General features: G+C 71.2%; 15 protein-coding genes. 3 read left to right on the top strand and 12 right to left on the bottom strand.

Annotated elements, in window-relative coordinates:
• Window positions 1-4: 4 nt before the first annotated feature.
• The 6 genes from ACWIHY_RS15190 to ACWIHY_RS15165 form a co-directional block, all read right to left on the bottom strand.
• Window positions 5-1063, bottom strand: a complete 1059-nt coding sequence (locus ACWIHY_RS15190; RefSeq protein WP_454376110.1) for a serine hydrolase domain-containing protein — start codon at window positions 1061-1063, stop codon at window positions 5-7.
• Window positions 1060-1980: a DUF6895 family protein gene (locus tag ACWIHY_RS15185; protein WP_454376109.1), complete on the bottom strand. Its 921-nt coding sequence runs from the start codon at window positions 1978-1980 to the stop codon at window positions 1060-1062. The genes ACWIHY_RS15190 and ACWIHY_RS15185 overlap by 4 nt, the downstream gene beginning before the upstream one ends.
• Window positions 1977-2918, bottom strand: a complete 942-nt coding sequence (locus ACWIHY_RS15180; protein ID WP_454376108.1) for a DUF6895 family protein — start codon at window positions 2916-2918, stop codon at window positions 1977-1979. Before ACWIHY_RS15180 ends, ACWIHY_RS15185 begins: the two co-directional genes overlap by 4 nt.
• A 5-nt stretch (window positions 2919-2923) precedes the next feature.
• Window positions 2924-3622: a hypothetical protein gene (locus ACWIHY_RS15175; RefSeq protein WP_454376107.1), complete on the bottom strand. Its 699-nt coding sequence runs from the start codon at window positions 3620-3622 to the stop codon at window positions 2924-2926.
• 10 nt (window positions 3623-3632) lie between these two features.
• Window positions 3633-3815 carry a hypothetical protein gene (locus tag ACWIHY_RS15170; protein WP_454376106.1) on the bottom strand — a complete coding sequence of 61 codons (183 nt, stop codon included), beginning with the start codon at window positions 3813-3815 and terminating at the stop codon, window positions 3633-3635.
• Window positions 3816-3965: 150 nt separating this feature from the next.
• The gene (locus ACWIHY_RS15165) at window positions 3966-4763 is read right to left on the bottom strand and encodes a trans-aconitate 2-methyltransferase (protein WP_454376105.1); all 798 of its coding nucleotides are present in this window, start codon (window positions 4761-4763) and stop codon (window positions 3966-3968) included.
• 89 nt (window positions 4764-4852) lie between these two features.
• Between ACWIHY_RS15165 and tamR the strand changes: the two genes are divergently transcribed.
• The gene (gene tamR, locus ACWIHY_RS15160; protein ID WP_453402980.1) at window positions 4853-5350 is read left to right on the top strand and encodes a MarR family transcriptional regulator TamR; all 498 of its coding nucleotides are present in this window, start codon (window positions 4853-4855) and stop codon (window positions 5348-5350) included.
• Here tamR and ACWIHY_RS15155 read toward each other — a convergent pair.
• From ACWIHY_RS15155 to galT, 4 genes are all read right to left on the bottom strand, one after another.
• Window positions 5309-6079, bottom strand: coding sequence for a LuxR C-terminal-related transcriptional regulator (locus tag ACWIHY_RS15155; RefSeq protein ID WP_454376104.1), 771 nt, complete (start codon window positions 6077-6079; stop codon window positions 5309-5311). The genes tamR and ACWIHY_RS15155 overlap by 42 nt on opposite strands.
• 415 nt (window positions 6080-6494) lie before the next feature.
• Window positions 6495-7652 carry a galactokinase gene (gene galK, locus ACWIHY_RS15150; RefSeq protein WP_454376103.1) on the bottom strand — a complete coding sequence of 386 codons (1158 nt, stop codon included), beginning with the start codon at window positions 7650-7652 and terminating at the stop codon, window positions 6495-6497.
• Window positions 7649-8620, bottom strand: coding sequence for a UDP-glucose 4-epimerase GalE (gene galE / locus ACWIHY_RS15145; protein ID WP_454376102.1), 972 nt, complete (start codon window positions 8618-8620; stop codon window positions 7649-7651). The genes galK and galE overlap by 4 nt, the downstream gene beginning before the upstream one ends.
• Window positions 8617-9663, bottom strand: a complete 1047-nt coding sequence (gene galT, locus ACWIHY_RS15140) for a galactose-1-phosphate uridylyltransferase (protein WP_454376101.1) — start codon at window positions 9661-9663, stop codon at window positions 8617-8619. The genes galE and galT overlap by 4 nt, the downstream gene beginning before the upstream one ends.
• 204 nt (window positions 9664-9867) lie before the next feature.
• Between galT and ACWIHY_RS15135 the strand changes: the two genes are divergently transcribed.
• The gene (locus ACWIHY_RS15135) at window positions 9868-11538 is read left to right on the top strand and encodes a sodium:solute symporter family protein (protein ID WP_454376299.1); all 1671 of its coding nucleotides are present in this window, start codon (window positions 9868-9870) and stop codon (window positions 11536-11538) included.
• Between the two features lie 23 nt (window positions 11539-11561).
• Window positions 11562-11840, top strand: a complete 279-nt coding sequence (locus ACWIHY_RS15130; protein ID WP_454376100.1) for a hypothetical protein — start codon at window positions 11562-11564, stop codon at window positions 11838-11840.
• Window positions 11841-11866: 26 nt separating this feature from the next.
• On the opposite strand, the gene ACWIHY_RS15125 is transcribed toward ACWIHY_RS15130, so the two are convergent.
• Complete coding sequence (locus tag ACWIHY_RS15125) at window positions 11867-12541, bottom strand: response regulator transcription factor (protein ID WP_454376298.1); 675 nt, start codon at window positions 12539-12541, stop codon at window positions 11867-11869.
• Window positions 12542-12767: 226 nt separating this feature from the next.
• A complete protein-coding gene (locus ACWIHY_RS15120; RefSeq protein WP_454376099.1) occupies window positions 12768-14540 on the bottom strand; it encodes an outer membrane protein assembly factor BamB family protein in 1773 nt (590 codons plus the stop codon).
• Between the last annotated feature and the right edge of the window lie 40 nt (window positions 14541-14580).

Below are 14580 nucleotides of genomic sequence, written 5' to 3'. Positions count from 1 at the left end.
GTTCTCAGTACGCGGGGTCGGCGGCGAGTGCGTAGAGCAGCTCGTAGGCCGTGGCCACCAAGCCGCAGGCGCGTCCCCGGCGGGTCGCGGTCGCGGCAAGGCCGGTTCCGGACGCCGGGTGGAAGCCGAGGAATGCCTGCTGGCCGAAGGTGGCTCCGCCGTGGAAGAGCAACGGGCCGCCCGGTCCGGGGTGGTGATACCAGGTCAGCGTGTGGGTCTCGCGCCACCGCCCTCGGCCGTGCCGCAGCTGGGGGATCTGGACGTCGCTCAGCGGCAGGCTCAGGGGCGTGGCGCTGGGGTCGAGGTGCGCCTCCACGTACGTGAGCAGGTCGCCGGGGGTGGAGCGCAGCGACCCGGCGGCGGCGAAGGCGCCCAGGTCGGCGCCGGGGGCCGAGGTGCGGCCGTCCGTACGGTGCCCGACGGCATCGTCGCCGGCGTCGTCGGGCACCGGTGTGGTACCGGTCAGCCCGAGGGGGCGCAGCACACGGTCGGCGAGCAGCGTGGGGTAGTCGGTTCCCGAGGCTCTGGTCATGACGGGGCCGAGCAGCGCCAGCCCGAAGTTGGAGTAATGCCGGCGGGTTCCGGGCCGGTGGCGGGGCCGGGTGCGGGCGAAGGTGCGCAGCAGGCGCTCGGTGTCGTAGCGGGCGTAACCGCTGGTGTACGGGTGCAGCAGGGCGCCGGCCAACAGGTCTGCCGGGATGCGGGGCAGCCCCGCGGTGTGGGTGGCCAGGTGGCGCAGGGTGATGCGCCGCGAGTCGGGGTGGGGCAGCGGCAGCTCCGGCAGGTGCGCGGCGAGCGGGTCGTCGAGGCCCAGGACCCCGGAGCGTGCCAGGCCGGCGAGGAGCAGAACGGTGAAGGTCTTGCTGACCGATCCGAGTTCGTAGCGCAGTGCGTGGCGCGGCACGGCCGGGGCGGACGCGGCGCCGCCGGTGACGGTGGTGCGCCGGCCGTGGCGGGTGACGGCGAGTACGACGTCGGGGGCGTCGATCGCGGTGACGGCGTCCGCGAGGCACAGCGCGAGCGCGTCGGCAGGCGTCCTGGCCGGTGGGAAGCGAGTCGTCACGCGGCGGACATCGCCCGGGAGGTGGCCATCGCGGAGGCGAAGGCGGCGACCAGGGTGGGGTGGTGGACGAGGTCGAACACCTCGGTCGCGTCGCCTTCGGGCATTCCACGCTGAACAGGCATCGCACCGTCCTGCGACTGTGCGGCGGCGTACCGCTCCCACATCCGGGCGTCCAGCGTGGGGCGCGGCAGGCACGCGTCGACGGCGAGGAGTTCGCCGAGCAGGTCCCAGTGTTCGGCGTCCGCCCAGTCCTCGGTCCAGGCCGGCAGGTACAGCGTGAGGTAGGAGGTGATCTCCGGAGGGATGCGGTCCGGCGTCTCGCCCCAGTTCGTGAGGTGGAAGACGGTGTGCGTGAGGTCGTACGCGATGTTGTACTGCACCGTCCACGGCTCTGGCAGCCGGCCGAGCCAGGTACGGCTCACGGCCCGGTCGAAGTCTTCGCTGGGGGCCAGGCCCGCCTTGCGTTCGGCGTTGAGCACACCGAGTCGCCGGTTGGGCACCATCTCCAGCGCCTGCCATGTGGTGGTCCTGCGGCAGACTTCCACGGCCGCCTCCAGGGCGGGGTGGCGATAGCTCAGTTCGTGGAAGGTCGCATAGATCTCCAGGGCCACGGGCGAGAGCGGCTCGTCACGCTGGAGCTCGGCCAGTACAGAGCCGCCGTCGAGCAGTTCCCGCCAGGCGAAGTCCAGCAACCGGCCGGCACGGGTGTGCTGGCGCGAGCCTGCCACGCCCTCCCGGAACAGCACGTGCATGTTGAGCGCCAACTCCCCGATGGGTTTGAGCCGTTCGAGGACAGTGCCCCTGGCGCGTTCCTCGGTGGTCAGCCGGAAGTACTCACGGTGGTCGTCGAGCCAGGTCAGGGCCCGGTCGCCGACAGCGTGCAGCAGCGCGGGAGGTGCGGGTGCGGCTGTTGTCACGGGGCCACGTCGCTTTCGTAGGGGGCTGCCTCGTGTGCGGCGATGCGGGCGAGCGTGCCTGCGAAGGCGGACACCAGGGTGGAGTGGTAGCAGGCGGTGAAGGCCTTGGCGCCGTCGCCCGCGTCCGGCGCGGCGCCCATTTCGGGCACGCTGCCGTCGGCCGTCTGCACGTCGGCCAGCCGCTGCCAGGCCACCGGATCGTACGGAGCCGCGGGCAGGCATGCGGTCACGGCCAGCAGTTCGCCGGCCAGGTCCCACAGTTGCTCCTCCAGCCAGCTCTCCAGCCAGGAAGGGAGCCACAGACGCAGGTAGTCGGCGAGCGCCCGGGGCAGTCGGCGGCGGGCGCGCCCCCAGTCCGTGAGGTGAAAGACATCGTGCGTCAGCCCGTACACCGCCTTGCGGTCCAGCGCCCACGGCTCCGGCATGAGACCCAGGCCGGTGAGGCCCAGTACGGCTTGGAAGTCGGCGTGTTGCCGCAGGCCGATCCGCCGCTCCGCGTCGAGGACACCGAGCGTACGGGTGTGGTCCTCACGGGCCACCCGCCAGCTGCGCAGCCCTGTCGTGGCGGGCAGCAGGGCCTCCACGGCAGTGTTGCGCAGACCGGCCTGCGCGAAGGCCGCGTAGAGCTCCACAGGGTATGTCGCGTGCGGTTCGCCGCGGATCAGTTCGGCGAACAGTTCCCCGTCGCGGGTCTCGTTCCAGGCGAAGGTGAACAGGCCGTCCGCCGCGGCGCGGATGTCGTCGCGGGGGTGCGTCGTCCTGATCACGTGCGTCAGTTCGGCCAGTTCGCCGAGAGGCTTGAGGGTGAGGTTGGGATCGGCGTCCGTCGCCACGTCGGCAGGCAGCCGGAAGTACGGGCGCGCACCGTCGAGCCATCCGAGGCTGTCCCGGACCATTCGGTCGAGCAGCTCCGGGGCGCCGCCCCGCTCGCCTGCCACCGGTGTCAGCCTCGCCCGTAGAACTGCCCGGCGGCCGCGACGTGCAGTGCCACCCGGGTGTCGCCTTCGCTCATCTGCCGCACGAACGCCAGCCCGTTGTCGAGCCCCAGAGTCGGCGGCACGTGGGGCAGCCGGGCCAGCCAACGGCCCAGACCGGCGGCCTGAAGCCAATCCCGCCGGCGTACCGCGCGGACGAATCCGCGAGCCAGATCGTCGGTGCGCGCCGCCAGCCCGTCGGCCAGATCCGGCGCGAGCCCCGGGAGCGCCAGCGCGGCCAGTTGTGACGCGCGGTAGGCGAACTTGGGCCAGGGGTCGGCGGTCACCCAGGCCGCCCCGGCCAGTGGCGCCTGCGGCCACCGGTCCGCGCCGCTGGGCAGGAAGGCGTGCGAGGCCTCGACCAGGCCCCGATAGCTCCACACCGACACCTCCGAGGCGTCAGGACCGGGCGGGTAGGCCGTGAGTGCCTGCAGCACCACCGTCTCGTCGTCCGCGCCGACGGGTCCTGACCGGTGGTCCAGCGCGTACGGCGCGAGCGCGTCCGCCCCCAGCACCCGGATCGCGGCCGGCGCCAGCGCATCGCCGCGCGGCAGGACGCGGGAGAGCACGTAAGGGTCGCCCCCGCCCCGCAGGGCAAGGACGACTCCGGTTGCGACGTCGGCGACCACGGAACTCAGTGGCACCTGCGCCGCCTCTTCTGCAGCCAACGCGTGCTCCTTAACGGGTTTCCGTCTTCGGGCGCGGCGTGGGCGGCGAGATCAGCAGCAGTGCGGCAAGCAGCAACTTGCCTTCGCACTCGCGTGTGTCGTGGAAGACGCCTTGCGGCTCGGCGGGGTCCAGCAGGCTCTCGACCTCGGTGGTCAGTGTGCCTGTCTCGGCCGAAGTGCGGTCCATGATCATGGAACCATCTCCTTATGTGCGGCTCGGCTGGTTCAACCAGCGTCACATGAGTCAAAAATGGCCGCAACTGGTAGAAAACTACCGCAGGTCAGCGCGAATAAGTCTCCTTTTGTTGACGACAGAACAGCTCCCGCCTGACCGGCGGTCAGCTCAGGCGTCCGGTTTCCGGGCGACGGCGAAGATGCGCCGGAAGGGATAAACCGTGCCGTGCGGGCCCGCGGGGTAAGCGTCGCGCAGCGCCTCGGCGTACTCCGCGACGAAGCCCTCGCTCGCCTGCGGATCGTCCGCGAGCGCGGTCAGGACCGGCCGCAGGGCCGTGCCTTTCACCCAGTCCAGGACCGGGTCCACACCGTGGAGGATCTGAAGGTACGTCGTCTCCCACACGTCGGCCTCGCAGCCCAGCACGGTGAGGCGGGTGAGGTACTCCTCCGGTTCGAGCACCGCCGCCGCCCGGTCACCCGCACCACCCAGGCGGCCTTGCCAGCGCGGCGACTCACGCAGCGCGGCCAGGACGGTGTGGCTGGGGGCGGAGAAGTTGCCCGGCACCTGGAAGGCGAAGGTGCCGCCCGGAGTGAGGGCGTCCAGCCAGACCGGGAAGCGGCTCGCGTGGTCCGGCACCCACTGGAGCAGGGCGTTCGAGACGATCAGGTCGTACGCCGCCTTCCCGGGCGCCCAGGTCGCGGCGTCGGCGTGGGCGAATTCGAGGTGCGGCCCCGCGTATCGCCGGGCCCGCTCCAGCATCTGCGGGGAGTTGTCGTAGCCGGTGATGCGGGCGGCGGGCCAGCGGTCCGCCAGCAGGACGGTGACGTTGCCGGCGCCGCAGCCGAGGTCGGCGACGCGGGCGGGGGCGGGGGAGTCGACGCGTGCGAGGAGGTCGAGGAAGGGCCGGGTGCGGTGCCCGGCGTGCCGGAGGTACTGCTGGGGGTCCCAGATCGGTCGATCGGTCATGCACAGCAGCTTCCCCGCACAAGTCTCTTGACGTCAAGAGACTTGATGCCAAGAGACTTCATGTCGACAGACCAACTACACTGATCGCCATGGAGGACGAGGTCGACCGACTGGTCGCTGCATGGCGCCGCGAGCGCCCCGACCTCGACGTGGAACCACTCGAGGTCCTCAGCCGTGTCTCCCGGCTGGCCCGCCACCTCGACCGCGCCCGCCGCATCGCCTTCTCCGAGCATCAGCTGGAGCCGTGGGAATTCGACGTACTGACGTCGCTGCGGCGCGCCGGGGACCCGTACCAGCTCTCGCCGGGCCAGTTGCTGACCCAGACTCTGGTCACCTCGGGCACCATGACCAACCGCATCGACCGGCTCGCCAAGAAGGGCCTCGTCGAGCGGCTGCCCGATCCGAGTGACCGCCGCGGGGTGCTCGTGCGGCTCACCGCCGAGGGCCGCGACCGGGCCGACCAGGCGCTCGCCGGGCTGCTCGCTCAGGAGCGGGCCATCCTGAGCGAGCTGTCGCGCGCACAGCGCGGCGAACTCGCCGGACTGCTACGCCAGTTGACCGCCCCGTTCGACAACATCCCGGGCTAGGTCCACCGGGCCGACGCCTGCGCGGCGCGCGAGCGCGACGGCGGCGAGCGTCGAGTGCACGCCGAGCTTCCCCAGCACGTTCTGCATGTGCGTACGGACGGTGTGCGGGGAGAGGAAGAGCCGCTCGGCCACGGCCTTGCGGCCCAGCCCGGCCACCATGCACCGCAGCACCTCGCGCTCGCGCGGAGTCAGCGACTCCACGAGCCGCTCGCTCTCGGTGCGGTGCTTGCGCGCGGCCGTCAGCTCCCTCAGTACGCCGGTCAGGAGCGCGGGCGGAAGGTGCGTCTCGTCGCGCAGTACGCCGCGGATGACGGTCAACAGGCGTTGCAGCGAGCAGTCCTTGGCGACCCAGCCGGCGGCACCTGCCTGGAGGGCGAGGGCGGCGCGGCGCGGGTCGTCCTTCTCGGCCAGTACGACCGAACGGACGGCGAGCTGTCCGGACCGGACGCCCGCCACCAGCGAGATGCCGTCCACCGGGCCGTCCTCGCCCGGCTCGGGCACGCGCACGGCGCGGGCGGGCTGCGGCGCCGCGGAGGCGCCGAGGTCGGCATCGACGAGCATGACGTCGAACCTGCGGCCCTCCGCCGCTCCCCGCTCCAGGGAGCGCAGGGCGGCCGGACCGCTGCCGGCCGCGCACACTTCGACGTCGGGCTCGGCCGCGAGCGCCGCGGCGAGCGACTCGGCGAAGATGCGGTGATCGTCCACCACGAGTACCCGGATACGAGCCACAGACACCCCCACGCTGCGTTGTTCCGGGTGTCCCCCCTGGACCCCCGGGGAGGCGGACCGTGTGCGGGTACGACGCCCGGGGTGAGGGGCAACCGCAGCCGCACGGCCGCCGCCGTGACGCACTGACCAACTGCCCACCCCGGGCGACGCACCCGACTGTCTCGCCCCCTGATCAAGCACCGGCCCCCACCGGCGCTCTGCTTCAGCGTACGGGCGAGGGCGGGGAGCGGAAGGTTATTCACAGAACTGATGGGCCGAGCTGTTCAAGGTGAGCCACATGTTTCGCAATGAGACAGAAGTCGACAAAGAACGACGCACTGTGGTGGGCGAACGGCTCGAGGACACGAACACGGAGCGCTCGGCACGCTGATGAGGGGCGGGGTCCGGGGCAGCGCCCCGCGCACCGGACCCGTCGTCATGCCAAGCGGTGCGCGCCGCGCGACGGGACCGCGGGGAAGACGCGGGGCGGTGTCAGGCCGGCCGCCTCGAACGCCGCCTTCACCGACTTCGTGACCGTGTCCGACGCCGACGACTCCGCCAGGACGATCGCCGAGCCCCCGAATCCGCCCCCCGTCATCCGCGCCCCCAGCGCCCCCGCCGCGTCGGCGGTCCCGACCACCAGGTCCAGCTCGGCGCACGAGACCCGCAGGTCGTCGCGGAGCGACGCGTGCCCCTCGGTCAGCAGCGCGCCCACCGCTCGCGGGTCGCCCGCGTCCAGGTGGGCGATCACCTTCTCCACCCGCTGGTTCTCGGTCACGACGTGGCGCACGTAGCGGCGTATCCGCTCATCGGCCAGCGAGCCCAGCGCCGCCGCCAGCCCGTCGTACGGAACGTCCCGCAGCGCCGCCACCCCCAGCGCCCGCGCGCCCGCCTCGCACCCCTCCCGGCGTTCCGCGTACGCCCCGTCGCCCAGGGCGTGCTTGACGCGCGTGTCGACGACCAGCAGTTCGAGGCCGTGGGCGGCCAGGTCGAACGGGACCTGGCGGCTCGCCAGGTCCCGCGTGTCCAGGTGAAGCGCGTGGCCCTCCGTGCAGCAGGCCGCCGCCGTCTGGTCCATGATCCCGCAGGGCACCCCGACGAACGCGTTCTCGGCCCGCTGGGCGACCACCGCCAGCCCGGCGCCGGAAAGCCCCAGTGCGTACAGGTCGTTCAGGGCCAGTGCCGTGACCACCTCAAGCGCGGCGGAGGACGAGAGGCCGGCGCCGGTCGGCACCGTCGAGGTCAGGTGGATGTCGGCGCCGCCGACCGCGTGACCCGCCTCCCGCAGCGCCCCCACCACTCCCGCCGGGTACGCCGCCCAGCTGCCGCCGCCCAGCGGCGGCGTGAGGTCGTCGGTGCGCAGCTGGACGATGCCGCCGTCGACGTCCGCCGAGTGCAGCCGCAGTACACCGTCGTCGCGCCGCGCGACCGCCGCGACCGCCGTGTGCGGCAGGGCGAGCGGCATCACGAAGCCGTCGTTGAAGTCGGTGTACTCGCCGATGAGGTTCACCCGGCCGGGCGCCGCCCAGACGCCGTCCGGCTCGGCGCCGTACAGCTCGGTGAACGCCCGTGCGACGGCGACTGCGTCTGTCATACGTCCTGTTCCTCCCGGCGGGCGAAGGCCCACGCGTCCGCGACGATGCCCGCGAGGTCCGCGCGGGACGGTTTCCAGCCGAGCTTCTCGCGTGCCGCGTCGGCGGACGCGACCAGCACCGCCGGGTCTCCGGCCCGGCGCGGCGCCGGGGTCTCGGGGATCGGGTGGCCCGTGACCTTCCGTACGGTCTCCACGACCTCGCGGACCGAGAAGCCGTTGCCGTTGCCGAGGTTGCAGATCAGGTGGTTCCCCGGCTCGGCCGCGCCCAGCGCCAGCAGGTGCGCCTCGGCGAGGTCGGCGACGTGGATGTAGTCGCGGACGCAGGTGCCGTCGGGGGTCGCGTAGTCGTCGCCGTAGACCGCGATCGACTCGCGCCGGCCCTGCGCGACCTGGAGGACGAGCGGGATGAGGTGGGACTCGGGGTCGTGGCGCTCGCCGCAGGCGCCGTACGCGCCCGCGACGTTGAAGTAGCGCAGCGAGACCGCGGCGAGGCCGTGCGCGGCGCTCTCGCCGCTGATCATGTGGTCGACGGCGAGCTTGGAGGCGCCGTACGGGCTGGTGGGCGCGGTCGGTGCGGTCTCCGTGATGGGCGTGGAGACCGGCTCCCCGTACGTCGCGGCCGTCGAGGAGAAGACGAGCGTGCGGACGCCCGCGTCCCGCATCGCGGCGAGCAGCGCCATCGTCCCGCCGACGTTGTTCGTCCAGTACTTCTCGGGGTCGACGACGGACTCGCCGACCTGCGAGAACGCGGCGAAGTGCAGGACGCCGTCGTACGAGGGGTCCAGCCACCGCGCGGCGTCCTGGATGCGGCCCTCGATGAACGTCGCGCCGGCCGGGACGCCCTCGCGGAAGCCGGTGGAGAGGTCGTCGAGGACGGTCACCTCGTGGCCGGCCTCCAGGAGATGCGCCGCGACCACGCTGCCGACGTACCCCGCACCGCCCGTGACCAAGTACTTGTGCTGACTCACTCGCTCGCTACCTCTCGCAGTCGCGCTGCCGCGGTCTCCGGCGGCACATCGTTGATGAACACATTCATGCCGGATTCGGAACCCGCGAGAAACTTCAGCTTGCCCGAAGTGCGTCGGATGGTGAAAAGCTCGAGGTGGAGCCCGAACTCGGGTGCGAAGTCCACCGTGCCGAACGGCGCCTGGTGCCAGGCGGAGATGTACGGCGTCGGGGGCTCACCGGGGCCGAAGATCCGGTCGAACCTGCGCAACAGTTCCAGATAGACCTGTGGGAACTCTGTGCGCGCGTCGTCGTCGAGGCCGCGCAGGTCGGGCACGCGCCGCTTCGGGTAGAGGTGCACTTCGTACGGCCAGTGCGCGGCGTACGGCACGAAGGCCACCCAGTGCTCGGACTCCAGGACCACCCTGGTGCCCTCGGCGCGCTCCCGCGCCACGACGTCGTCGAAAAGGTTCCGGCCGGTCTTCGCCAGGTGCCCGGCCATGGAGCGCAGCATAAGGGCCGTGCGGGGGGTGACGAACGGGTAGGCGTAGATCTGGCCGTGCGGGTGGCCGAGGGTGACGCCGATCTCCGCGCCCCGGTTCTCGAAACAGAACACCTGCCGGACCCCGGGCAGCTCGGCCAGCTCGGCCGTCCTGTCGGTCCACGCCTCCAGGACGAGGCCCGCCTGCTCCTCGGTGAGGTCGGCGAAGGACGCGTCGTGGTCGGAGGTGAAGCAGACCACCTCGCAGCGACCGGAGTCGCCGGCCAGCGAGGGGAAGCGGTTCTCGAAGACGGCCACGTCGTACGCGGTGGCCGGGATCTCGCTGTGCCGCCCGTCGCGCGACGGGCAGAGCGGGCATGCGTCGGCGGGCGGGTGGTACGTGCGGGCCTGGCGGTGCGAGGCGATGGCGACGGCGTCACCGAGGAGCGGGTCGCGGCGGATCTGCGAGGTGGTCGCGACCGCTTCGAGGGGGCGCGGGTCGACAGCGTCGCGCACGGCGTCGTCGCGGGAGTCGTAGTAGAGCAGCTCGCGACCGTCGGCCAGCCGAGTCGACGTCTTCTTCACGCGCAGGCTCCTCACCACCCCTATCCAACATAACCGAACACAACTAACCATGAGCAAACAGCGCAGTCAACAGCCCACACCGCGATGCGCCACGGCCGGTCGATCACAATCAAACAAAGAACACCACCAGAAGTATTCAGTTTCGCTACCCGGAGGCGTAGGTTCCCGTCTCGGTCCGTGTCCCCGACGACGAAGCAGGTCCCCATGCACTACCTGGCCGAAGGGCTACGGCTCCCCACCAACGGGCTCGACTACACGATTCTGGCGATCTACTTCGCCGTGGTCCTCGGCATCGGATTCGCCGCCCGGGCCAGCGTGAAGACCAGCCTCGACTTCTTCCTCTCCGGCCGGTCACTGCCGGCCTGGGTCACCGGACTCGCCTTCGTGGCCGCGAATCTCGGCGCCACCGAGATCCTCGGCATGGCCGCCACCGGCGCGCAGTACGGCGTCGCGGTCGTCCACTGGTACTGGATAGGCGCCATCCCGGCCATGGTCTTCCTCGGCCTGGTGATGATGCCGTTCTACTACGGCTCCAAGGTCCGCTCGGTCCCCGAGTACCTGCTCCAGCGTTTCGACAAGTCCGCGCACCTGCTGAGCTCGGTCCTCTTCGCCTTCGCCGCCATCCTCATCGCGGGCGTGAACCTCTACGCCCTGTCGATCGTCGTCGAGGCGCTGCTCGGCTGGCCGCAGTGGGTGTCGATCGTCGTCGCCGGCTTCTTCGTCCTCGCGTACATCACGGTCGGCGGCCTCTCCTCGGCGATCTACAACGAGGTGCTGCAGTTCTTCGTGATCCTCGCGGCCCTCATCCCGCTCACCATCCTCGGCCTGAAGCGGGTCGGCGGCTGGGACGGCCTGACCGGCTCACTGGAGAAGAGCCACGGCGACAACTTCCTCACCGCCTGGGGCGGTACGGGCATAGGTGACGCCAACCCGCTCGGCGCGAACTGGCTGACGATCGTCCTCGGCCTCGGCTTCGTGCTCTCCTTCGGCTACTGGACGACCAACTTCGCCGAGGTCCAGCGCGCCCTGTCCGCAAAGAACCTCTCCGCCGCCAAGCGCACTCCGCTGATCGCCGCCTTCCCGAAGATCTTCATCGTGTTCCTGGTGATGATCCCGGGTCTGGTCGCCGCCGTACTCGTACCGAAGATCGGCACCGCGGGCTCGGACCTGACGTACAACGACGCGATACCGCTGCTCATGCAGGAGCTGCTGCCGAACGGAGTCCTGGGCATCGCGGTGACGGGTCTGCTCGCGGCGTTCATGGCGGGGATGGCGGCGAACGTGTCGTCGTTCAACACCGTCTTCACGAGCGACATCTGGGCCAAGTACGTGAAGACGGGCCGTGAGGACGCGTACTACCTGCGCTTCGGGCGCCTGATCACGGCGATCGGCGTACTGGCATCCATCGGCACGGCCTTCATCGCCTCCAGCTTCTCCAACATCATGAGCTACCTCCAGACGCTCTTCTCCTTCTTCAACGTCCCGATGTTCGTGGTCTTCATCATCGGCATGTTCTGGAAGCGGGCCTCGATGAAATCCGGCGTGTGGGGCCTCGTGGCGGGCACCGGCGCCGCGATGCTCAACTACTTCTGGGTCTACAAGCAGGGAATCGTCGACATCCCGACCGACCAGGGCGCCAACTTCGTCTCCGCGATCGTCGGCTTCGTCGCCGGTGCGGTGGTCATGGTCGTCGTCACCCTCTTCACCGCGCCGAAGCCGGAGGCCGAGCTGGCGGGCCTCGTGTACGGCACGCGCTCGCCGGGGCTGGAGGAGCCGCCCGGCGAGGGCGACGACGCCTGGTACCGCAAGCCCGCGCTGCTCGGCTGGAGCGCGATCGTCATCGCCGCCCTGTGCTACGTCCCCTACTCCTTCTGACCTTCCGACCGGAGGCCGACACCATGTCCGAGCTGCACCACGAAGTCTCCGAGCTGGAGCGCAAGTCCGCGACCGCGGCACGCCTTTTCGACATCCGGCGCATCATCGGCGGCCTGTTCGCCGTGTACGGCGTGATCGTCACGATCGCCGGGATCACGGCGTCCGACGCGGACCTGAAGAAGGCCCAGGACATCAACATCAACCTGTGGACGGGGCTGGCCATGCTGGCGCTCGGCCTGTTCTTCCTCATCTGGCTCAAGCTGCGCCCGCTGGCCCCGCCGGCTGCCGAGCCGGCCGAGTAGGGGCAGGAAGGAGCCCCGCGCGGCGGTCAGTTGTGATCCGCCGCCGCGCGGTCCAGCAGGCCCGTCCGGGCCGCGAGGGCCGCCGCCTCCAGGCGGGAGCCGACGCCGAGCTTCATGAGAACCCGCTGGACGTGCGTACGGGCGGTACTCGGCGCGATGCCCATGCCGGCCGCGATCAGCCGGGTGTCCTCGCCGTCCGCGACCCGCATCAGCACCTCGACCTCGCGCGGTGTCAGCATCCGGAGCAGCCGCTGCCCCTCGTCGTCGGGCTGGGCGGCCGGGTTGAGCAGCTCCGCGAAGGCCCCCTGGAGGAGCTGCGGCGCCACCGCCGCCTCCCCCGCGCGTGCCTTCACCATGGCGCGCTCGACACCTTCGATGCGCTCGTCGTGGCGTACGTACCCGGACGCCCCGGCGGCGAACGCGGCGGCGATGCCGCGCGGGTTCGGTACCGGGCCGAGCACGACGACGGCGACCTGCGGCCGTTCCCGCTTGATGCGGACGATCGGGTCGAAGACCCCCGCTTCGGCGGGGGTCGCCGTACCGAACAGGCACACTTCGGGTGCCCTGCTGACGACCAGTTCCGCCGCCCCCGAGGTCGGGGCGGCCGCCGCGAGCACCCGGTGCCCGCGCAACTTGAGTGCCGAAGCGAGCGCTTCGGCGAGCAATCGGTGGTCGTCGACCACCATGAGCCGCACGCCCATTAGAGAAACCCCCATACCCCTGCCCCTGGAGCTGGCCCCCCGGCCCTCCTGACCCGGCAAGCTACACGCTTGTTCGAGGTTGCGCGCCCCTTACGGTCAGAAGCCCCTCGGATTGTCGAATTCCACGCGATTCAGGACTACTTGCCGGTCCGGGTATGACATGGGACGGCCCCGGCAGGGGTGGAGAGCCACTGCCGGGGCCGTTGTGAACCGGGTGTCAGGTGCGTCAGCTCGGGCCGAAGCCGATCGCCAGGTACCGCTTGAAGCCGTCGCGCTCCGGGCTCATGAGGCGCGTCGCCATGAACAGGCGGCCGTCGGCGTAACGGAATTCGGCCGCGTCCACCGTGAAGGACGTCGCCACATCACGGACCGCCCGGTCTGCCGGATTCTCCAGCAGCAGCGTCTCCTTCATGGAACCGCCGTTGATGCTCACCACCTGGCCGCCCTTGTCGTACGGCGGGTACTTGTACGCGATGATGTTGCCGCCGTCCATACGGATCGGGTGCATCGTGTAGCGGTCGCCCGCGTCGGCCCGGTCGCCGGTGAGCTCGCCGGTCGCGAGGTCGAAGGAGACGATCTCGTTCGTACGGCCGCCCTGGCTGCCGCCCTCGTGCTCCTCGGTCGGCATGTAGATCCTGCCGTTGCCGACGACGACCTTGGTGCAGCCCTCGGTGTCCCGGCACCTCGGGGCGTACTTCTCGGCGTCGGCCGAGATTCTGGCGCGCAGCGTGCCGGTCTTCTCGTCGATCGAGAAGAAGTCGGACACCCCGCTGCCGTCGCCCGCCGTGTCGCCGACATCGGCGGCGGCGACCAGCGGCTTGGTCGAGACGATGCTCGCCTGGTCCACACCGCTGGGCATCTTGTACTTGGAGAGCGGCGCGCCGGTCTTCGGGTTCAGGTATTCGATGGAGAGCTGGGGCGTGCTGACCGAACCGCAGCTGCGCACGGTGGCGAGGGCCTCGCCGCCTGCGTACCCCACGTCTCGGCACTGTTCGGCGTTGGCCTTCGGCTGCCAGCGGACCTTGCCGGTGGCCACGTCGAAGGCCGCGCCACCGCGGGTGCCGCCGGCGCCGACCGCGTCGCCGCCGATCGTGATCTCGCTGAAGATGACCTTGTCGTCACCGTCCTTGACCGACTTCTGCCACAGCAGCTTGCCCGCGTCGAGGTCGATCACACCGACCTCGGTGCAGGGCGAGTACGTCGCGCCCGACGGCATCGGCCCGGCGAAGAGGATCGCGGTCTTGTTGTCCTTGGTGACGTGCTGCGACGCCGCGCAGACCTCGCCCTGGAGCGGAATCGTCCACAGCTCCGTGCCCTTGTCCAGGTCACGGCCCACGACCTCGTTGAGGCCGCTCTTGACGTACGCCTTGTCGGTGATCCAGGAGCCGTTGACGCCGGCGACCGACTCCTTCACCTTCGGGGCGGGCAGCTGGAAGAGGACCTTGGAGTTGGTGTTGCCCGGCTTCTCCTCCTTGCCCTCGCCGTCGGGGGCGGGCTTGGCGTCGTCGTCGCCGCCACCGCCGCCGGTCGGGCCGGCGGAGGAGTTCCGGGTCCGGTCGTCCTTGCCGCCCTCGTCGGTGCCGGAGGCGTACCAGACGCCGCCGCCGACGATCAGCGCCACCGCGACGACCGCCGCGACGACGATCACGGTGGTGGTGTTGACCTTCTTGCCGCCACCGCCCTGCGGGGGCATGCCCTGCGGGTGGGCGTACTGCGGCTGCTGACCGTAAGGCGGCTGCTGTCCGTACGGGTTGGGCTGGCCGGGCTGCCCCGGGTAGCCGTAACCGGGCTGCTGGCCGGGCTGGGCGGGGTAGCCGTAGCCCGGCTGCTGGCCCGGCTGGGCGGGCGGCGCCGGGGGCGCCTGCGGGTAGCCGTAGCCCGGCTGGCCGGCGGGCGGGGGCGGGGTGGGGGCGCCGAAGCCGCCCGCGGGCGGGGGCGTCGGAGCGCCGAACCCGCCCTGCGGGGGCTCGTTCGGCGGCGGGGGCGGTGGCTGCGTCATGGGGTGCGTACCTCTGGAGAAGGGGAGTCGAGGACGTGGG

It is taken from the genome of Streptomyces sp. NPDC055287 (assembly GCF_053646035.1).
The sequence above is the reverse complement of the archived record's forward strand: the minus strand, read 5'-3'. Positions and strand labels throughout refer to the sequence as shown.